Raw genomic sequence first — 21,060 nt, 5'->3', positions numbered from 1 at the left:
CACACTAAATGGTAGGGGGAGAAATAAAATGAAGACATTTCGAAATCCAATCATTCCAGGGTTTTATCCAGACCCGTCTATTTGCAGGGTAGAAGATGATTATTATTTAGTAACTTCTACGTTCGAATATTTTCCTGGAGTACCAATCTTTCATAGTAAGGACTTAGTGAATTGGAAGCAAATCGGTCATGTACTGGACCGCCCGTCACAATTAAACCTTGACAATACACCTCCTTCTAAAGGGATTTATGCACCAACATTGAGGCACCATGATGGTATTTTTTATATGATAACAACATTTGTTGTAAGTCAGGAAGGGAGAAGGAAGAACTTCTATGTAACTGCGACAGACCCAGCAGGTCCGTGGTCTGATCCGAATTGGCTGGAAGATGCACCTGGTATTGATCCTTCTTTATTTTTTGATGATGACGGAACTGTTTACTATACAGGTAATCGACAGCCTCCAGAAGGACAGAAGCATTTGAAACATATGGAAATTTATCTCCAAAAATTGGATCTTGAGGAAAAACAATTAATTGGTGAAAAATATAGTCTTTGGGATGGTGCGCTGAAGAATGCCCACGCCCAGGAAGCTCCCCATTTGTTTAAGATTAATGGCTGGTATTATTTAATCATTGCAGAAGGCGGGACAGGTTTTACGCACAGTGTGACTGTTGCAAGGAGTAAGTCTGTCCTAGGCCCTTATGAATCTGCAAAAACAAACCCGATATTAACCCACCGGCACTTAGGCAGAGATTATCCGATCGTTAATATAGGACATGCAGATATTGTACAAACACAAAATAATGAATGGTGGATGGTATGTTTAGGCTCCCGTCCATATGGCGGGGGATATAGAAATTTAGGAAGAGAGACATTCCTTGTACCAATGGCTTGGGAGCATGATTGGCCAGTAATAAACCCTGGTAAAGGCATAGTGGAGGAAGTAATGAATTTTCCAAATTTGGAAGAGGTGAAATGGGCAAGTGCTCCTTCTAGAGATGACTTTGATTCGCCAAACCTTGGGCTGCAATGGAATTTTCTCAGAACACCACGAGGTGATTTTTGGTCGCTGACGGAGCGGCCTGGTTATCTCCGTTTAAGGGCGAAGGAAGACGTCATTACAGAACAGCATAATCCAAGCTTCATTGGAAGAAGACAGCAGCATACGAATTTTTCAGTAACAACTGCAATGGAATTTAAACCAGTACAGGATTTTGATTCTGCAGGGATTGTTTTACTTCAAAATAATGATTTTCAATTTCGAATGGAGTATGTGCGTGATCAAGGAGAACATGTAATACGTCTTGTGAAGCGAGCATATGGGAAAGAAGAGATTATCGAAGCGATTGAATTAGAAACAGAGCAATTGTTTTTAAAAGTAGAAGCGAGTGGACAGGATTACAGTTTTTATTATGGATTATCAAATGACAGCTTTAAGACACTTGCATCAGATGTCAGCGGAATCATTTTAAGTACAGATGTTGCAGGTGGCTTCGTAGGTGCGTATATCGGGATGTATTGCAGCAGCAATGGGCAACAGAGCAATAATAAGGCAGATTTCGACTGGTTTGAGTATGCCGGATTATCTAAGAATATATAATGGAGGATGAAAATGGAGAATCAATTACATTTCAATGGAAAATCTCCACTAGAATGGGCAGTAGCAGCTAGTCAAACCCTAATGGAACAATATGAACCAAATAAACTGCCGCCCGAAAATAGATGGCATTATCATCAAGGGGTTTTCTTATGTGGACTGCTTGACGTGTGGAAGGAAACGAAGGAGAAGGAATACTATTACTATGTCAAAGAGTATGTTGATAAACTAGTTGATAAGGAAGGAAACTTTATATTTCGTCGCAGTGAGCTGGATGCCATACAACCTGGATTACTATTACTTCCCTTATATGAAGAAACAAATGACAATCGTTATAAAGCTGCAGCTACAAAGCTTAGAAATCTGTTAGATACATTAAACAAAACGAGTGAGGGCGGTTTTTGGCATAAAGATAATTACCCGTATCAAATGTGGCTTGATGGGCTATATATGGCGGGACCATTTATGATTACATTCGGTCAAATGTTTCAAGAACCAGAATTAACTGATCTGGTCATGCATCAAGAAGAACTTATGCGCAGGTATACAAAAGACGACATGACAGGATTATATTTTCATGGCTGGGATGAGAAGAAACAGCAGTCATGGGCTGCGAAAAATGGCCATGCACCAGAAATATGGGGGCGTGCACTGGGATGGTATGCGATGACAGTCGTGAACTTTATTGAATTGTTACCCGTATCCCATCACAAACATGACATATTGATTCAGGTTATCCGTGACTTGTTTGTAAACTTAAGAGACTATCAAGATGAAGAAACTGGTTTATGGTACCAGGTTGTTAATAAGGGACATTTGAATGATAACTGGCTGGAAAGTTCAAGCTCCTGTTTATTTGTTTATGCGATGGCGAAGGCAGTTAGAAAAGGATATGTGAATGAGGAATATTTAGATGCAGCAAGGAAGGCATATGAAGGAATTATAAAAAATAACGTCATTATCGACAAAAAAGATAATTTGACACTTACTGGTATTTCTATTGGAACATCGATTGGCGAATACGATTATTATATTAATAGGGAAACGAGCAATAATGATTTACATGGTGTTGGGGCCTTTATTTTAGCAAGTGTGCAGATGCAACAGCATGTAAAAAAAGAATAGATAGGAAAAAAATTATGATTACAAAGAAAAAACTCCTGAAAATAACATTGAATATTTTATTAGTAATACTATTTTTGAATGGATGCAGCAGTAAAGAAGATGCAGTTAACTGGCTATTCTTTTCAACATTAACAAGTGAAACAGGTGCAGAGCTAGAGGAATTAGTGCAGGAAAATGAAATAGATATTAACAAGGAGAATATTGATTTGCAATTTTATTCACCTATTTATGAACGATTAATTGGAGAAATAGCAGCACACCATGGAGATATAATTTTTGTGGAGGAGCAATTACTTACACCAGCAACTTTTGATGCAGAGGGGTTACAACCTTTGGATGAAGCTATTGAGGAAGGAATGGAAGTATCTGATAAATTCAAACTAATCGATCCGAAGTCGGGAGAGGAAAATATATACGGTCTTCCGATTGAAAAGGATTCTTTCATGTTAAAGTTGCTTGGTATGGACATCAACGAACCAATCGTCGCAATCGTTCCTATTTATAGTGAGAAGTCTGATTCATCAATTAAAGCGTTGGCGGAGCTGTCCAAGACGGATATAGATTATTAGCTGTTCCACAAATTGCTGATAAATGGAGGGGAAAATGGACCGAGTGAATTTTTATCTTGCAGGGGATTCAACCATGTCAAATTATGCAGATTCCAGAGCACCAAGAATGGGATGGGGACAAGTATTTCATCACTATTTTACAGATTGGGTAAAGATTTGGAACGAGGCAGCTTCTGGTCGCAGTTCAAAGACTTTTATTGAAGAGGGAAGGCTGGACAAAATAAAAAACAGCATGGGGCAAAATGATTATTTGTTTATTCAGTTTGGTCATAATGATTCAAAAAGAAACAGTGAAAGATATACAGAACCATTTACAACTTATAAAGCTAATTTAAAAAAGTTTATTATGGCCGCTCTAGAAAAAAGAGCACATCCAATTCTGATTACTCCTGTCCAAAGGCGTAATTTTACAGATAGTGGAAAAGTAATTGATAAACATGGAGATTATCCTGCAGCAATGCGTGAATTGGCATTAGAATTGAATGTCCCATTACTTGATATAACAAAAGAGAGTACAAGGTTGCTTGAAAAATTGGGGGTGGAAGCTTCCAAAGATTTATTTATGTGGCTTAAGCCCGGGGAATATGCGTATTATCCAGATGGAGAACAAGATAATACGCACTTTACAGAATATGGAGCATATCAAATAGCAGGCCTTATTGTTGAAGAGATTCGGCAACTCAACCTGGAAATTACAGAGTATATAAGATAAAGCAAATCCAAAAAAATATCAAAATAGTTGTTCTATACAGAAATTTAGATTATTATGAAAGTAACAACGTTGTTATTATGTAGGAATCATAATAAATTTAAATAAAGCCCAGGCATCCGAAAATTAAAGTTTTTAGCAGTTTAATGAAAATGCTTGCAAATATGGCAAAGTGAAGTTCGTTTATCAGGTAATTTGCGAATTTAAAAGCTTTATATTGAACAAAGATAGTGCAGGGAAAAGAGGATAAATTTTTACCTTTATGAATGCTTAATTAAAAATACGAGGAAATATTAAATGATTAGAACTAAAAAAATGGGAGATGTCACATGAAGAAAAAATATGCTTTAGTAGGTACTGGTGGTCGTGCAGAATTCTTTTATGGGGCAATGGTTGAACGATATAGAGAAACAACTGCATTAGTAGCATTTTGTGATACAAATCAAACTCGAATGGACTATTCGAATAAATTATTGGCTGAGAAATATGAACATCCCAAAATAGCTACTTATTTGGCAGACCAATTTGAGATAATGATTCAAGAAAAAAAACCAGATACAATAATTGTTACATCCATCGATAGAACGCATCATGTATACATTACTAAAGCATTAGAGCTCGGATGTGATGTCATAACCGAAAAACCGATGACGGTTGATGAAGATAAGACCCAGGAAATTATTGATACTATTAAGAGAACAGGAAAAGAAGTTCGCGTGACATTTAATTATAGATATGCGCCGCATAATACAAAAATCCGGGAGCTAATTCGCGATGGTGTAATTGGTGAAGTATATTCTGTGAATTTTGAATGGGCATTAGATACCCAGCATGGTGCAGATTATTTTAGAAGATGGCATCGAGATAAACAAAATAGTGGTGGACTTTTAGTTCACAAATCAACCCACCATTTTGATCTGGTTAATTTCTGGTTGGGAACAACACCTGAAGTTGTTTATGCTGCAGGAGGTTTACGTTTTTACGGAAGGGAAAATGCTGAAAAGAGAGGCATATCAAATTTTTATCATCGTGCACATGGTAATGAAAACGCTAAAGACGATCCATTTGCAATTCAATTAAAAGATAATGCCCATTTAAAGGCAATGTATTTAGATGCTGAAAAAGAAGATGGATATCAACGGGACCAGAGCGTCTTTGGGGATGGGATTAGTATTGAGGATACTCTGGGTGTCATGGTCACGTATAAAAATAAAGCGATTTTAAACTATTCCCTAAATGCTTATCTCCCTTGGGAAGGGTTTATGGTATCATTCAATGGCAGTAAGGGGAGAATAGAGGTACAAGTACGTGAACAATCCTATATTAACTCTGGTGGTTCAAAAAGTGATGAAGGTAAATTAAAGGAAAAGTCAATTCGCATATTACCAATGTTTGGTGAACCCTATGAAGTAGAAGTAGTTGAAAGTGCAGGAGGTCATGGTGGCGGTGACCCTTTATTACTGGATGATTTATTTGGCACACCGAAAGAAGATGAATTTAATAGAGCAGCATCACATATCGATGGAGCAATATCCATACTTACAGGAATTGCAGGAAACCGTTCATTAAAAACAGGTTTACCAGTTAAAGTTAATGACTTAGTCCGGTTTTAACGTTTTGAAGATAATGTAAAAAAGTATGACTAAGCGCTACAACATCCTTTAGATATTAAGCGTATAATACGTTGAAAATAAGTCCTATTGAGTAAATCTATAGGACTTATTTTCAATATCTTCATCTTCAGTTAAAGAAGGTTATAATTAGCGAGTAACTAATACATCACATTTTGCGTGTCTCGTAATACTTTCAGAAACACTGCCAATAAGGAAGCGTTCTACAGCATTCATACCAGTAGCACCACAAATAATCAGATCCGCACCAAAGTTCTCTGCAATATCTCTTGGTACTTTCACTTTTGGTGAGCCGTACTCAATACATCTTACTAAATCGGTTATTCCTTCATTTCTGGCACTTTCAATATACGTATCCAGTAGTTCTTTAGCATATTCTTCTGCACGTTCAGATAATGTGCGGTCATATGCCTCAGCGGTTGCAAAGGTGCGAGAATCGATAACATGCGCAATGATTAAACGTGCATCATTTCTTTTTGCAATTGAAACTGATTTTTTAAATGCTTTTTCAGCAGCTTCAGATCCATCTACAGCAACTACAATATGTTTATAATCCATGTTTATCTCCCCTTTCATATTAAGTATATACCCTATTTGAAAACGCTACAATCAGGATAAGGCAAAAATTAATTACAATACTGTTACATTTAGTGGGACATACTAGGAATAGGAGGTGAAGCAATTGAAGAAACAAAATAAAATGAAAAATAAACTATTCAGTGATCCAAAAGGAAATGAAGTGATCAAGAACCAGCTGAATGAAAGTTATCAAAGTGGTGTTGTAGAAGATCAATTAGAGAACAACCGCGGCATCCATCATTTCAATAATAAAAGCAGATAAAATTTGAAATAGGGAGGCAGAAAAGCATAGTTGTTTGCTATCTGCTTCCTTTTTTTAGTTAATTTTTAAAAGATAGAAAATAATAAAAATATAAGTCCGCCAAACTTAATGATTTTTCATCTGCTTTTTGCTACAATTATTATTGCAACGACTATAAGTTAATACAGGGAGGACTGGGCGATGAGAATAGGTATTCCTAAAGAGATATTAAATAACGAAAACCGTGTAGCAATGGCACCATCTGGTGTTTATTCGTTGACGCAGGCTGGCCATGAGATTTTTATTCAGACTGGTGCAGGTCACGGTTCAAGCTTTTCAGATGAACAATACAAAGAAGTTGGAGCAGTGATTGTTGAAACAGCTAAGGAAGCCTGGGATCAAGAAATGGTTCTTAAGGTTAAAGAACCACAAGAAGAAGAGTTCCAATTTTTCCGTAAAGATTTAATTGTGTTTACATATTTGCATTTAGCAAATGAACCTGAATTAACTCAAGCATTAATTGATCAGAAAGTTGTCGGACTTGCATATGAAACAGTACAGCTTCCTAACCGTTCATTACCGCTTTTGACGCCAATGAGTGAAGTTGCTGGAAGAATGGTAACACAAGTAGGAGCGCAGCTGCTTGAACATCCTAAGGGAGGAAAAGGTATTCTGCTTTCTGGAATTCCCGGAGTTGCAAGAGGCAGGGTGACAATTATTGGCGGAGGCGTTGTAGGGACCAACGCTGCAAAGATTGCAGTAGGTCTAGGTGCGAATGTTACAATTATCGATTTAAACCCAGATCGTTTAAGACAGCTTGATGATATATTTGGAAATGCAATCAATACATTGATTTCAAATCCGCATAATATTCGAGAGTCTGTTATCAATTCAGATTTGGTCATTGGTTCTGTACTGATTCCAGGAGCTAAAGCGCCTGTATTAGTTACGGAAGAAATGGTGAAAGAAATGTCTCCTGGCTCTGTAATGGTTGACGTTGCAATTGACCAGGGAGGAAACTTTGAGACAAGTGACCGAATTACAACACATGATAACCCGACATTTGTGAAGCACGGGGTTGTGCATTATACTGTTGCAAACATGCCTGGTGCAGTGCCGCAGACGTCAACAATTGGATTGACGAATGCTACGTTGCCTTATATACTTCAAATCGCTAATAAAGGCTACAAGCAAGCTTCATTGGACAATGAAGCGATTCAAAAAGGTATAAATACATTAGATGGGTTTGTAACCTATAAAGCAGTTGCTGAAACGCATGGCAACGTGTATGAGGATGCAAAGGTTTTATTGAATAAATAGTTGAAAATAGAAACGCACTGGTATTTTGCACCAGTGCGTTTCTATTTCTATTCAATTATTTGCAGTTCTTTTGGATAAGCAGTAAGAATTTCTACTCCATTTTTTGTCATGAAAATCATGTCCTCAATTCTCACACCACCGGTTCCTGGTATGTAGATTCCTGGCTCAATTGTAAAGGACATGCCTTCTTTCAGCGGCAATTCATTGTCACTGCTCATGGAAGGATATTCATGTGTTTCAATACCAAGACCGTGACCAATGCGATGGTTGAAATACTCGCCAAATCCAGCGTTTTCGATGTATTGGCGGGATGCCAAATCAACTTTATTTACAGGTGTACCGCTAACGGAAGCTTCAATTCCTTTTCGATTTGCACCAAGTACGGTATTATAAATTCTTTCTTGTTCTGAAGAAATGGACTTATATGCTACAGTTCTTGTAATATCGGAACAGTATCCTTCAAAAATTACTCCAAGATCGAATAAAACGATATCTCCTGCAGTGATTTTTTTCATTCCGGGTGTTCCATGCGGAGAAGCTGTCTTCGTGCCTGATAAGCACATTGTTGTAAATGACATTTCTTGAATTCCCTGTTTCTTTAACTCATATTCAATTTTTGCGATGACTTCAAGCTCCGTTATGCCTTCTTGAATCGCCTTTACACCAGTTTCGACTCCAAAATCAGCGAGTTGAGCTGCTTGTTTTAATAGTGTATATTCTTTTTTACTTTTAATCACCCGCAGATTGGCTAATGTATTCTCCAGGTCAACAATTTCCACAGTTGTGAAATTGTCTTTTAGCAGCTGATAGCGCTCTAGTGTAAAATGATTATGTTCAATTGCAAGTGTCTTCGGAAGTTTATTGTTTTCTTTTAAATAATTTCCTAGCAGCTGCCATGGATTTTCATGGTCATGATAGCTGATTATTATATCCTTCCAGCCAGCATCCTTTGCATCTTCCACTTCCATTGCAGGAATGACAATAATTGGATTGATATTCTCACTTACATAAACTGCAATTACCCGCTCATGCGGTTCTGTATAATAATTGCTTAAATAGTAAAAGTTTGCCGTAGAAGTAACCAGCGCACTATCGAAGTTCTTCTTCTTCATTTCTGTTAATAAATTTTCTAATCGAGCGTTCATTGATGTTCACCTCATTAAAATATACTATAATTAAGTATAGCATTAGAAAAAAAAATTAGCATTTTATAGTTTTGTTGAAACCTTTATTAAAATTAAATCGTATAAGATAGAGAACGAAGAAATCATTTTTCTTCCAAGTGAAGTGTAAGAAGGGCGAGTGTTTGGGTAAGTAATCAAATAGTATATAAAATATCAAGGAGGAGATTTTATGTTTCAATTTTTCAAGAGGATGAAAACGGTGGTCAGCTCAGAACTGAATGCGATGCTTGATAAAGCAGAAGATCCAGTAAAAATGCTTGATCAATTTCTGCGTGATATGGGTGAGGATATTCGTGATGCAGAAGCAGCAATTGCAAAGCAAATTGCGAATGAAAAAATGTTAAAACGCAAAGCAAATGATGCACAAGCTATGGTTGAAAAAAGACAGGAGCAAGCTGAAAAAGCAGTGGAAGCTGGTAATGATGATTTAGCTCGCCGTGCCCTTCAGGATAAAAAAGACCATGAAGAAACTGCTGCACAACTAAATGAATCATGGGAACGGGCTAAAGCAGATGTAGAATCATTGCGTACGAAGTTAGATGAGATGAAACGTGAATACCAGGAAATGAATATGAAAAAAGATTCATTAAAAGCCCGCGCAGAATCTGCAAAAGCAAGAACAAAAATGAACCGCACGATGTCATCCATCAATGGAGATGATTCCCGTCAAGGATTCCAGCGTATGGAAGAGAAAGTATTGCGCTTTGAAGCTGAAGCAGAAACATCTGAGGATATTTCGCAAGCAAGCCGTACATTAGATGATGAATTTAGAGATCTTATAACAAATAATGTAGATGATGAATTAGCCGCATTAAAGCAAAAACTCGGTAAAAGTGAAGAATAAAAGTAAGATAGAGGGGCAGTTCACCTGCTCCTTTTTACTTTGTAAAGCAGACTATAAAACATACTGTTTGTGGATAACTTCTGTTTGTGCACTACTATGTTGTTCTTTGCACATCTATTTTATTTATGTTTTAATTTGAATAGATAGATATTTTGTGAGAAGGAGAGATTTGAATGAAAGTATCGTATCATGGACATTCAGTAGTGAAAGTAGAAACAGATGAACATACAATTTTAATCGATCCATTTATATCTGGAAATGAAGCATGTGACCTCGATGCAAATACAATCAAGGCGGATGTTATTTTACTTACACATGGACATAATGATCATGTAGGGGATACACTTGAAATTGCAAAGCGTAATAATTCTTTAGTAGTTGCTCCTAATGAATTAGCTATTTACTTAGGTGAAAAGGGATTAAACACACATCCAATGCATATAGGCGGTTCCCATGAATTTGCTTTTGGTACAGTTAAGTTTACACAAGCATTTCATGGTTCAGCTTATACGGAGGAAGATGGAACATCAATCTATTGTGGAATGCCAGGGGGAATACTGCTAACCGTTAATGGTAAAACGATTTATCATGTAGGCGATACAGCATTATTTACAGATTTAAAAATGTATGGCGAAATGTATGAAATTGAATTAGCGTTTATTCCAATCGGCGACAATTTTACAATGGGACCAGAGGATGCACTTATTGCCGCGGATTGGATCCGTGCGAATACTAGTATTCCTGTTCACTACAATACATTCCCAGTTATTGAGCAGGACCCGCATGCTTGGGCAAGCAGGGTCAAAACGGGGAAAGGACATGTCATGGGAATCGGCGATACAATTGAATTATAAATAAAATGTGAATTAAAGAAACGCAAGGAATCAGACTTTCTGATCTCTTGCGTTTCTTTATAGGGTTTACATAAAATTAAGTATCGTTTTAGTGAACGACTTGGTATAATGTAGTGCAAAAGAACTAATGAATTCACAAGGAGGATTAGAGGGTGTATAAATTGGAATTGTTCTATTTAATTTTTTTCTTTTTATTTGGTCTGACATTTGGTTCCTTTTTTAATGTTGTGGGATTACGTTCCCCACGTACAGAGTCTTTTCTATATAATCGTTCCTGCTGCCCGAAGTGTAAAAGAACTTTGAACTGGTATGAATTGATTCCGCTTTTTTCTTTTCTTATACAGCAAGGGAAATGCCGCAGCTGTAAAATGAAAATTTCATTCATTTATCCATTTGTTGAAAGTTTAACAGGTGTATTGTTTGCGTTTGGTTTTTGGATGATTGGTTTTGAATGGGAGCTGATCACTGCACTCTTGCTTATATCCATGTTAATGATTATTTTCGTTTCCGATCTGAAATATATGATTATACAAAATAGAATTCTGCTGTTTTTTCTTCCATTTTTTCTTTTCATGCGATTTATTGTACCATTAGGTTCGTGGTGGTCACCGATAGCAGGTGGACTTGGAGCATTCCTTCTCGTTGCCCTTCTTATAATATTAAGTCGAGGTGGAATGGGAGCAGGTGATATGAAGTTATTTGCAGTGTTAGGAATTGTATTGGGCCATGAAAAAATATTCCTGACATTCTTCCTTGCATGTTTTTGTGGCGCATTTATAGGAATATTGCTGATGCTTTTTAAACTGGTAAAACGTAAACAGCCGATCCCGTTTGGGCCCTATATTGTATTTGCAGCTCTTATTTCATATTTTTATGGAGAGAGCATCATAGATTGGTATTTAAGCTTTTTAATATAATGTACAGTACTGACAAAGGAAATTGAATTATATTATTATTATAAACAAATATTAACTAAGAACAAGTGATACGAAAGTCTTCTGCACGTGTCTTTATTGCTCGATTGTTACTCTCCTTAATTTTACATTAACTTCTTAACTTCTTTTCCTCAGAATGTCAGTTCAATTCTGATCTTCCCTCTAAATAAATGATAAATTTCAATATCGTCTCCGAATCATTGTGTGTTCTCGTTCTTTCATGATTGAGTCTATCATAAACTATTAAAAAACAATGAGGAGGCACCAACTTGAAAAACTATCCTATTCTAAGAATCCTGCTTGCAGGTGTCATGATTTATTTCGCATGGCCAATGATCCCGCTTGCAACAACTGCTTTGGAACTCACTTTCTGGGGCTTGTGGCTTTTCTTTTTCTTGCTGATTATGGGGGCGAATTTAGCAAACCTTTTACAAATGATTCCCCCTCCGGTTATGGAACAGGAATATAAAAAGGTGAAACAAGTCGCTAATCATTGAGATAAACCTTTCGAATCTGTATAATAAAATTTAGATGTTGATATAGTACAGATGGGGGAAGGTGTTAACGATGGCAACGAAGCATGAATTGATTTTACAGCATATTATATCATTGGAAGTCGGCCAGAAAATATCCGTACGCCAGATTGCTAAAGATTTGCATGTTAGTGATGGCACCGCTTATCGAGCAATAAAGGAAGCGGAAAATCAGGGGTTAGTCAGTACAATTGAACGTGTAGGAACAATTCGTATCGAGAAGAAGAAAAAGGAAAACTTCGAAAGACTGACATTTGCCGAAGTTGTTAACATAATTGATGGACAGGTACTGGGCGGGCGTGATGGACTTCATAAAACCTTAAGCAAGTTCTTAATTGGTGCAATGGAATTGGATGCAATGATGCGGTATACTGAGGCCGGTTCCTTATTGATTGTTGGAAATCGCGTGAAAGCGCATGAACTGGCTTTAAGAGCAGGGGCTGCTGTGTTAATTACAGGCGGTTTTGAAACGGAAGAGAAGAATAAGCGATTAGCTGATGAGAATGAACTGCCGATTATAACAACGAGCTACGATTCTTTTACAGTTGCTTCGATGATTAACAGGGCAATCTATGATCAGCTCATTAAAAAGGAAATAGTCTTTGTAGGAGATATTGCAACACCGTTTACTGAAACATTTTACTTGCATTCTAAGGATCAAATCAAGCGCTGGTACGAGCTCAATGAAAAATCATCACATACTCGCTTTCCAGTTGTTGACAGTAAAATGCGGGTTGTTGGCATGGTTTCCTCAAAAGATATTGTTGGACGGGAGGAAACACTGCCAATTGATAAAGTGATGAGCCGGAAACCACATTTTGTCCAGTCAAAAACGTCATTAGCTGCTGCTTCCCATACAATGGTTTGGGAAGGAATCGAACTTCTTCCTGTAGTTGATGAATCAAAGAGTTTAATTGGAGTCGTTTCAAGGCAGGATGTTTTAAAAGCGATGCAGCAAACCCAAAGGCAGCCGCAGGTCGGTGAAACGATCAGTGATATTATTAATCGTAATTTGAATGCTGCAGAGGATGAACCTGGTATTTTTGTTTCGAAGGTTATACCACAGATGACGAACCATCTGGGAACATTGGGTCACGGTGTATTTACTTCCTTAATCATTGAAGCAAGTAACCGCTTGTTAATGGAAGAAAGAAAAGCAGATATCTCAATTGAAAATATTACTGTTTATTTCAATAAGCCTGTACAAATTGACAGTACACTGCGAATTAAGCCAACAATTCTTGATGCTGGCCGGTTGTATGCGAAGATTGATGTAGAAGTCTATAGTGAGAAAGCGTTAATCGGGAAGGGTTTAATTATGGCGCAATTAATTAGCAGATAAGTACAGAAGAAATGCATCTCAATCCTTGTATATACAAAATGAGATGCATTTTTCATGTTAGAATGAATTTAATTTCAGAGCTGTAATATTCGATTCTTTTTCTGTTTTCTCATTCAGCTGGGTTTAATTTGCGCCATTCATTGCGATAATGCTTGGCTTCTCTGTAACCGCGTGTCAGCTGCATTATGCCAAGAAGTGCAAAAATGATCCCAATAAATAGAGAAAGTCCACTTTCATAGAAAAAGTACTGATTGATGCCAAAAAATAGTATAAACAGACCTAGGCAAAAGCGAGACTTTCCGTTAAAATACTTTTGCGTTAAGATATCTTTGCTTTTCACAATCGCAACCTTATAATAAACATATAATGCAATTGAAATGACAATAACAATGGGGAATATAATCATATATTATCTCTCCTAAAAATATTTTAAATCCAGTAATAGTTCGCTGATGAATACCACTCTCTATTGTAACGTGTTTTTATTTATATTGCTAGAATAGATTGTATTTTACCAGCAAAGAAGGAGTATATAATGGAAAAAACTAAAATTGTAACATTGATTAAAGAATATGAAACAATTATTATCCACCGGCATGTCCGTCCAGATCCAGATGCACTTGGTTCACAAGCCGGATTAAAAGAATTGATAAAAAATTCCTTTCCTGAAAAAAATGTATATATCGTTGGAGAAGATGATCCGGAATTTGCTTATTTAGTAAAAATGGATACTATTGCAGATGAGGTTTATCAGGGAGCATTGGTAATTGCTTGCGATACCGCGAATACTCCGCGAATTGATGATCAGCGGTATCTTCTTGGCGAGACACTAATCAAAATAGATCATCATCCAAATGTGGATCAATATGGGGATTTACAGTGGGTAGATACTTTTGCCAGTTCAACAAGTGAGATGATATACGATTTATTTAATTATGGAAAAAATGATGGATTGAAACTGAATGATGCGGGAGCAAGATTGCTCTATGCGGGAATTGTTGGGGATACTGGAAGGTTTTTGTTTCCGAGTACAACGAAGCAAACCTTTCAATTTGCAGCAGAGCTAGTCACTTATCATTTTGACCGACCGGCCTTATATCAGGATTTATATAGCGTTGAAACTCATATATTACGGTTAAGAGGTCATATTTTACAGGAATTTAGAATGTTCCATTCAGGACTTTGTGCAGTTAAACTAACAAAGGAATTGCTGAAGGAATTCGATGTGACAGCGGATGAGACAGGACAGCTGATTAGCGTGCTTGGAGATGTAAAAGGCATCAAAGCGTGGGTGTTTTTTGTAGAAGAAGATGAATTGATACGTGTTCGTCTCCGGTCGAAAGGACCAGTAATTAATGAAATAGCAGCTAAGTACAATGGGGGAGGACATCCACTTGCCTCAGGCGCAACGGTTTACAGCTGGGAAGAAGCAGCGAATGTAATTAAAGACCTTGATGAAGTATGTGATAAATTTTAATTAAACCCAGACCATTTGCTTGGTCTGGGTTTATCAATGTATAACTTCCGCTTTAATTGGAATTATCCAGCAGCCAGCAGGTGTTCTTTCAAAAAATACTTCAAGATTCTCCTCAGCGACTGCTTTTTCAATTCTGTGAATCAGCTTCTCTGACTCTGCAAAAGCGTTATGGCCGTTTTTTAGGCTTGCGATTTTTTGATTGCATAATTCTCTGTCTGAAATAATCATGACATTCGCCTCCTTCACCATTTTATCGTATGGAATTATTCCAAAAAGGTGTCTAAAAATCTTGAGTTTATTTTGGTTACAATCTTCTAATCTTATTTTACAATGTAATTGAACATTTTGAAATAGTCAAACAACCTATTCACAAAATGTTCAATTTAATTCAGTAATTCTGTTTCAACTATTACTTCTAATTTTGGAGCAATAGTGAGAAGGGTAACTGTAAATTGGTATGTCGCATCATCCATTTTAAAATTCTTATTTTCTATAGATGAAATTAATAATGCTTTACTTTCGGATAACGCCGTTAATTCCATACCGATTAAATGATTCACTTCTTCTTTTATCAGTCCCTTTAGCTGTGAATCCAGTAAACGATCAATTTTAAAATCTTCCCTGTTTGCAATAAACACTTCAATTTCCTGTACAAATAATAAGGTATCCTGCAGATTATTCTGGTCCTCTAGCAATACCTCATTTTGTTTTTCCAATGCCTTTACTCTCTCTTGTATTTCCAGGTTCTCTTTAATTAAATCTTCATACATGGAGCCGTACATATAAAGCAAAATAAAATAGGCAATTACTCCGCCAAAAAACATGCCGGAAATAAAACGTTGCCATGATTTTTGCTTATGATATGGAGGAATATGCATCAGGATAATCCTTTCTGTGTCAGCCACCCAATAAGTGTAATGCCAACCTTCACACCACCCATTGCGGCCATAATAAGAAGTGCTTGCTTTAACAAATCAAATGGAGTTCCATCAAACAGACCTTTTTCCACGTTAGCAATCGCATCAAAGGTTCCCCCTATGGCAGCAACAATGGCCCATATTCTTAATCGATCTGCAATTCTAACCATGGAAGACAATGGCCCATCTCCAGTTGCGAAATCGCCAAGACTTCCGATAATCGAGCCGCCGACAATTACGCCAAAAGCAATAAAAAAACAGTGAATAAATGCAGCAAAGAAACGCTCTTCCATATGTGGCGCTACCCCCTTAATTGGCATGTCCTCTGTTTATTATATGTAGCGGAAAAATACTATATGAACGAGACTGCTGTTCGCGCTCCTTCTAGATTTTAGGGTTTCCGTATGCATGTTCGGATTTACTTGTTATAATATAACCATAAAGAAAGAGGTGGAATTGTATGTCTTACACACATTTACAAGTAAGAAGTGGATTTAGCTTAATGAATAGTACGATTACTATTGAAAAATTAGTGGCTAAGGCAGAGGAATTACAATTTTCCGCACTTGCATTAACGGATGAACAAATCCTTTACGGAGTTATTCCTTTTTATAAAGCATGTTTAAACGCAAATATAAAACCTGTTATTGGGATGATTGTTACGATAACAAATTGTGATAATAGTGAGGAAAGCCAGCTTGTCCTTTTGGCGAAAAACAATCACGGCTATCGGAATTTAATTAAACTCAGCTCAAGGCTCCAGACAGGAAAGAACGAAAATATCTCGCTGGAAAACTTAAGGGCATTTACAGATGAAGTTATCGGAATCCTGCCTGTGAAGGACGCGATGCTTTCAAACGGACTTGAAGCAGACGTTTTCCATAAAGTGAAAGACTATTTAAGTTCTTATGAGAGTATTTTTTCAGAGGCCGACTTTTATATTGGAATCGAAGAAAACAATGATATAACCACTCTTCTGAAAAGTTATATTGATACGTATCCTACACAAATTACCGCTATTGGTGATGTTCATTATTTAGAGGAAAAGGATGCATACAGTTATGACTGTTTACAGGCGATGCGGCATGGTGAAGAATGGGACATGCAATTAATGAATGCAAACTACCGCAATAAGCATTTAAAAAGTGAACAAGAAATGCGTCAGGCATTAGGGGATATATGGCAAGAAGCATTAGCTGGAAATGAAAAGATTGTTAATCAGTGCGATGTTCATTTTGATTTTTCTAAACGATTGCTCCCGACATTTCCGCTTGAAAATGGCCAGGATGCATATCGTCATTTGGAGGAACAGTGCTGGAGAATGCTTGAGGACAAATATGAAGTAATTACTCCACCTATCAAAGAACGTTTGCAATATGAACTGAAAACAATCCAAACGATGGAATTTAGTGATTACTTTTTAATTATTGCTGATATTATCGCTTTTGCTAAAGGGGCGGGAATTATAGTTGGACCTGGCCGTGGTTCTTCGGCTGGCTCGATTGTTGCTTACGTTCTCGGCATTACTGCTGTTGACCCGATAAAATATAATCTGTTATTTGAACGATTTTTAAATCCGGAAAGACAGACAATGCCAGATATTGATATTGACTTCTCTGATGAGCGGCGTGATGAAGTGATTGAATATGTTCGGAGGAAATATGGCACAGCCCATGTTGCGCAAATAATTACGTTTGGAACTTTTGCGCCTCGCTCGCTTATTCGGGAATTAATAAAAACATTGTCAGTTGATCAGCAGGATGCACAGTTTATTTTGAAGGAAATTCCGCTCCAGTCAAAACAAAATTTAGTGGGAATGATTAATGATTCACCTGAACTCACGGAATATATTAAGCAGTCGCAAAAATTAAAACTGCTATTTTCGATTGCAGTTCGTTTAGAGGGGATACCACGGCATATTTCAACACATGCGGCGGGAGTTGTTATCAGTGAGCAGCCATTGATTGAACATGTACCTCTGACAACTGGGGCAGGCGAAACATATTTAACACAATATGCTATGAATGACCTGGAAGCAATAGGGCTTTTAAAAATGGATTTTCTTGGCTTAAAGAACTTATCCCTAATCGAAAGGGTTCTGAAGTCAATTCATTATTCAGTTGGGAATGAGCTCCATTTAGAAAACATTCCAAATCAGGATGAAAACACTTTTAACATGCTTAGACAGGGAAGAACAAATGGCGTTTTTCAACTTGAATCTCAAGGAATGAAACGCGTGCTCAAAGAACTGCAGCCAACGAACTTCGAAGATATTGTTGCAGTAAACGCATTATATCGACCAGGTCCAATGGATTTTATTCCTAACTATATTGCACGGAAGCATCATAAGGAGCAAGTAAGCTATCCACATCGTGATTTGGAGCCGATTTTAAGCAAAACGTATGGAGTCTTAGTTTATCAAGAACAAATTATGCAGATTGCTAAACAAATTGCAGGCTTCACCTTAGGTAAGGCTGATATTTTAAGGCGAGCCGTAAGTAAGAAAAATCAGCAAGTAATGGCTGATGAACGAGAGCACTTTATTAAAGGCTGTATCCAGAATGGGTATAATCAAAAAGTTGCAGAGGAGATATTCGGCTGGATCGTTCGTTTTTCTAATTATGGTTTTCCGCGCAGTCACGCTGTTGCCTACAGTAAAATTTCTTACCAGTTAAGCTATTTGAAAGCTCATTATCCAGCAAACTTTTTTGCAGAGATATTGAGTTCGGCAAGAAATCAGCAGGATAAAATAAACCTATATATCAAAGAAATGAATGAAATTGGATTAGAACTAATGCCACCTTCCATTAATAGGAGCTATAGGAAGTATTCCGTTGAAAAAGGGAAAATCCGCATTGGTCTGAACGCGATTAAAGGAATAGGCAATGATGCAATCCAGGAAATTATTGAGGTGCGCAGACAGGGACGTTTTAAAAATCTGTTTGACTTCTGTTTGAGAGTCTCGGAAAAATCGGTAAAGCGAGGAACGATTGAAAATCTGATTATGGCTGGAGCATTTGATGAAATGCAAACAAATCGTGCAAGCTTACTTGCATCAATAGATCAAGCAATGGAACAGGGCGAGCTTTTTAAAGAGTTTAGTGATCAGCCAAGTCTTTTCCATAACCAGATTGAGCTGGTGGACCGTTATGTGGACATTGAAGATTTCTCAATTGCTAAGAAGCTGCAGGACGAGAAGGAATTGCTTGGAATGTATATATCAAGCCACCCGCTAAAAAATTACCGTACAAAGCTTCGAGCAAATGGCTTTGTTGCGCTTTCGGATGCCGGACATCTAGCAGGAAGAAAAAATATAAAGGGAGCAGCTATCGTACAGGAAATTAAACAAATCCGCACAAAACGCGGGGACCAAATGGCATTTCTGACAATTGGTGATGAAAATATGACGATGGATGCCGTCCTGTTTCCTGAACGCTATAGAGAAGCAAAACGTTGGCTGGAAGAAGAATTGATTGTAGTGTTAATTGGGAAAATCGAAGAAAGAAATGCCCGATTACAATGGGTGATTGATGATATCCATGCTTTTTCAGAGGATGAATTACAAGACAAATCGGATAAAGTTCTATTTATTAAGTCTACAAAAGAAACAAATGAAAATGCATTGCAAGTGCTGCGTTCGATTTCGAACAATTATCCAGGGAATACACCGATAATTTTATATGACGAAGAAAAAAGACAATCGTATAAGCTTGCTGCAAGCTATTTCTTAAATCCAACTGGAGAGGCGCTCAAAAAATTAAACAATTTTTTCTTGAGAGAAAACGTTGTAATGAGAAAACATAATTAGTTCCTATACTTTACAGATAATTAACTTTTGTTATAATATAGAAGTCATTAGTGGTCAGACCACTTATAATATCTGCATTCCGTCAGTAAAGTGTGCTAAATGAAGGGGAGAGAAATTAAAGCGATGGCAAGCCTTAGAGATGAAGCATTACATATGCATAAAGTTAACCAGGGGAAATTAACAATTCAGTCAAAGGTTCCAGTGAGGGACGCAAAGGATTTGAGTTTGGCCTATTCACCAGGTGTAGCTGAACCATGTAAAGAAATTCATGATCGCACATCCCGCGTATATGACTACACAATGAAGGGAAATATGGTTGCTGTAGTGAGCGATGGTTCTGCAGTGCTTGGGCTAGGTAATATTGGCCCTGAAGCATCGTTGCCGGTCATGGAAGGAAAAGCAGTGCTTTTTAAAAGTTTTGCAGGGGTAGATGCATTTCCAATTTGTTTAGCTACAAATGATGTTGATGAGATTGTAAATACGGTGAAATTAATGGAGCCGACCTTTGGCGGTGTTAATCTTGAAGACATTGCAGCACCAAACTGCTTTATAATTGAAGAAAGATTAAAAGATGAGACAAACATCCCGATTTTTCATGATGACCAGCATGGGACAGCAATTGTTACAGTTGCAGGGCTTATTAATTCATTAAAATTAGTTGGAAAAAACTTTAAAGATATAAAAGTAGTGCTTAGTGGTGCCGGAGCTGCAGGTATAGCAATTACGCGCTTACTTGATAGTTTCGGTGTTCGCAATATGATTATGTGTGATTCTCGAGGAGCGATTTTTGAAGATCGTCCATATGGAATGAATGAAGTAAAGGAAATGGTAGCTAAGTTTACGAATTTAGATAAAGAAGAAGGTTCTTTAGAGGATGTTTTAACAGACGCAGATGTTTTTATTGGTGTTTCTGTGGCGGGTGCATTAACAAAAGAAATGGTTGCCAAAATGAATGAAAATCCAATTATTTTTGCTATGGCAAATCCGGAACCGGAAATTATGCCTGAAGATGCTAAGGAAGCAGGGGTAAAAATAATCGGTACGGGCCGTTCTGACTTTCCTAATCAGGTAAATAATGTACTAGCTTTTCCTGGGATTTTCCGAGGTGCATTAGAAGTACGTGCCACAAGAATTAATGAAAAAATGAAAGTTGCAGCAGCTGAGGCAATTGCTTCCCTGATATCGCAGGAAGAATTGAATGAAGACTATGTAATACCAGCACCATTTGATTCAAGAGTGGCACCAATTGTTGCGAAAAGTGTTGCAAAGGCAGCGATGGATTCCGGGGTAGCCAGAATTATGGTTAATCCAGAAGAAGTAGCTGAGAAGACAAGACAATTAACAAAAAATAACGGATAAATACGTATGAATGATGGAAGGGATAGATTTGAA

The 21,060-nt window shown here is 37.3% G+C and carries 21 protein-coding genes; 15 read left to right on the top strand and 6 right to left on the bottom strand.

Annotated features, from left to right (window positions below):
* Positions 1-28 precede the first annotated feature (28 nt).
* The 5 genes from NST93_RS06970 (at position 29) to NST93_RS06950 (ending at position 5,616) form a co-directional block, all read left to right on the top strand.
* The gene (locus tag NST93_RS06970) at positions 29-1,603 is read left to right on the top strand and encodes a glycoside hydrolase family 43 protein (RefSeq protein ID WP_405102542.1); all 1,575 of its coding nucleotides are present in this window, start codon (positions 29-31) and stop codon (positions 1,601-1,603) included.
* Positions 1,604-1,615: 12 nt separating this feature from the next.
* Complete coding sequence (locus NST93_RS06965) at positions 1,616-2,725, top strand: glycoside hydrolase family 105 protein (protein WP_405102540.1); 1,110 nt, start codon at positions 1,616-1,618, stop codon at positions 2,723-2,725.
* Positions 2,726-2,739: 14 nt separating this feature from the next.
* The gene (locus NST93_RS06960; RefSeq protein ID WP_405102538.1) at positions 2,740-3,294 is read left to right on the top strand and encodes a hypothetical protein; all 555 of its coding nucleotides are present in this window, start codon (positions 2,740-2,742) and stop codon (positions 3,292-3,294) included.
* Positions 3,295-3,328: 34 nt separating this feature from the next.
* Positions 3,329-4,006: a rhamnogalacturonan acetylesterase gene (locus tag NST93_RS06955; RefSeq protein WP_405102536.1), complete on the top strand. Its 678-nt coding sequence runs from the start codon at positions 3,329-3,331 to the stop codon at positions 4,004-4,006.
* 326 nt (positions 4,007-4,332) lie between these two features.
* The gene (locus NST93_RS06950) at positions 4,333-5,616 is read left to right on the top strand and encodes a Gfo/Idh/MocA family oxidoreductase (RefSeq protein ID WP_405102535.1); all 1,284 of its coding nucleotides are present in this window, start codon (positions 4,333-4,335) and stop codon (positions 5,614-5,616) included.
* A gap of 147 nt (positions 5,617-5,763) precedes the next feature.
* On the opposite strand, the gene NST93_RS06945 is transcribed toward NST93_RS06950, so the two are convergent.
* Positions 5,764-6,192: a universal stress protein gene (locus NST93_RS06945; RefSeq protein ID WP_405102533.1), complete on the bottom strand. Its 429-nt coding sequence runs from the start codon at positions 6,190-6,192 to the stop codon at positions 5,764-5,766.
* 124 nt (positions 6,193-6,316) lie between these two features.
* Here NST93_RS06945 and NST93_RS06940 point away from each other — a divergent pair, with 124 nt between their 5' ends.
* Positions 6,317-6,475: a hypothetical protein gene (locus NST93_RS06940; protein WP_405102531.1), complete on the top strand. Its 159-nt coding sequence runs from the start codon at positions 6,317-6,319 to the stop codon at positions 6,473-6,475.
* A 180-nt stretch (positions 6,476-6,655) separates the two neighbouring features.
* Entirely contained in the window at positions 6,656-7,774 is a 1,119-nt protein-coding gene (ald, locus tag NST93_RS06935; RefSeq protein ID WP_405102529.1) for an alanine dehydrogenase, read from the top strand.
* Positions 7,775-7,821: 47 nt separating this feature from the next.
* Here the strand turns inward: ald and NST93_RS06930 are convergent, their stop codons facing one another.
* Positions 7,822-8,919: a M24 family metallopeptidase gene (locus NST93_RS06930; protein ID WP_405102527.1), complete on the bottom strand. Its 1,098-nt coding sequence runs from the start codon at positions 8,917-8,919 to the stop codon at positions 7,822-7,824.
* A gap of 208 nt (positions 8,920-9,127) precedes the next feature.
* Between NST93_RS06930 and NST93_RS06925 the strand changes: the two genes are divergently transcribed.
* The 5 genes from NST93_RS06925 to NST93_RS06905 all read left to right on the top strand — a co-directional run bounded on the left by NST93_RS06925 (position 9,128) and on the right by NST93_RS06905 (position 13,466).
* Complete coding sequence (locus NST93_RS06925; RefSeq protein ID WP_405102525.1) at positions 9,128-9,802, top strand: PspA/IM30 family protein; 675 nt, start codon at positions 9,128-9,130, stop codon at positions 9,800-9,802.
* 173 nt (positions 9,803-9,975) lie between these two features.
* Positions 9,976-10,656, top strand: a complete 681-nt coding sequence (locus NST93_RS06920; protein ID WP_405102523.1) for a metal-dependent hydrolase — start codon at positions 9,976-9,978, stop codon at positions 10,654-10,656.
* A gap of 152 nt (positions 10,657-10,808) precedes the next feature.
* Positions 10,809-11,573, top strand: coding sequence for a prepilin peptidase (locus tag NST93_RS06915; RefSeq protein WP_405102521.1), 765 nt, complete (start codon positions 10,809-10,811; stop codon positions 11,571-11,573).
* A gap of 287 nt (positions 11,574-11,860) precedes the next feature.
* Complete coding sequence (locus NST93_RS06910; RefSeq protein WP_405102519.1) at positions 11,861-12,088, top strand: hypothetical protein; 228 nt, start codon at positions 11,861-11,863, stop codon at positions 12,086-12,088.
* 70 nt (positions 12,089-12,158) lie between these two features.
* A complete protein-coding gene (locus NST93_RS06905) occupies positions 12,159-13,466 on the top strand; it encodes a DRTGG domain-containing protein (protein ID WP_405102517.1) in 1,308 nt (435 codons plus the stop codon).
* A 109-nt stretch (positions 13,467-13,575) separates the two neighbouring features.
* On the opposite strand, the gene NST93_RS06900 is transcribed toward NST93_RS06905, so the two are convergent.
* Complete coding sequence (locus NST93_RS06900) at positions 13,576-13,872, bottom strand: YtpI family protein (RefSeq protein ID WP_405102515.1); 297 nt, start codon at positions 13,870-13,872, stop codon at positions 13,576-13,578.
* A 129-nt stretch (positions 13,873-14,001) separates the two neighbouring features.
* Here NST93_RS06900 and NST93_RS06895 point away from each other — a divergent pair, with 129 nt between their 5' ends.
* Complete coding sequence (locus tag NST93_RS06895) at positions 14,002-14,943, top strand: bifunctional oligoribonuclease/PAP phosphatase NrnA (protein WP_405102513.1); 942 nt, start codon at positions 14,002-14,004, stop codon at positions 14,941-14,943.
* Between the two features lie 33 nt (positions 14,944-14,976).
* Here the strand turns inward: NST93_RS06895 and NST93_RS06890 are convergent, their stop codons facing one another.
* From NST93_RS06890 to NST93_RS06880, 3 genes are all read right to left on the bottom strand, one after another.
* The gene (locus NST93_RS06890; RefSeq protein ID WP_405102512.1) at positions 14,977-15,171 is read right to left on the bottom strand and encodes a hypothetical protein; all 195 of its coding nucleotides are present in this window, start codon (positions 15,169-15,171) and stop codon (positions 14,977-14,979) included.
* Positions 15,172-15,326: 155 nt separating this feature from the next.
* Positions 15,327-15,821, bottom strand: coding sequence for a sporulation membrane protein YtrI (gene ytrI / locus NST93_RS06885; RefSeq protein WP_405102510.1), 495 nt, complete (start codon positions 15,819-15,821; stop codon positions 15,327-15,329).
* Entirely contained in the window at positions 15,821-16,153 is a 333-nt protein-coding gene (locus NST93_RS06880; RefSeq protein WP_405102508.1) for a YtrH family sporulation protein, read from the bottom strand. The genes ytrI and NST93_RS06880 overlap by 1 nt, the downstream gene beginning before the upstream one ends.
* 167 nt (positions 16,154-16,320) lie before the next feature.
* Here NST93_RS06880 and dnaE point away from each other — a divergent pair, with 167 nt between their 5' ends.
* Both dnaE and NST93_RS06870 read left to right on the top strand, forming a co-directional pair.
* The gene (dnaE, locus tag NST93_RS06875; RefSeq protein WP_405102506.1) at positions 16,321-19,668 is read left to right on the top strand and encodes a DNA polymerase III subunit alpha; all 3,348 of its coding nucleotides are present in this window, start codon (positions 16,321-16,323) and stop codon (positions 19,666-19,668) included.
* 123 nt (positions 19,669-19,791) lie between these two features.
* Positions 19,792-21,027: an NADP-dependent malic enzyme gene (locus NST93_RS06870; RefSeq protein WP_405103784.1), complete on the top strand. Its 1,236-nt coding sequence runs from the start codon at positions 19,792-19,794 to the stop codon at positions 21,025-21,027.
* The last annotated feature ends 33 nt before the right edge of the window (positions 21,028-21,060 follow it).

Origin of the sequence: Oceanobacillus sp. FSL H7-0719 (genome assembly GCF_045040795.1) — a bacterium.
Classification (GTDB): Bacteria; Bacillota; Bacilli; order Bacillales; family Amphibacillaceae; genus Oceanobacillus.
This window is presented reverse-complemented; position numbering and strand designations above follow the sequence as displayed.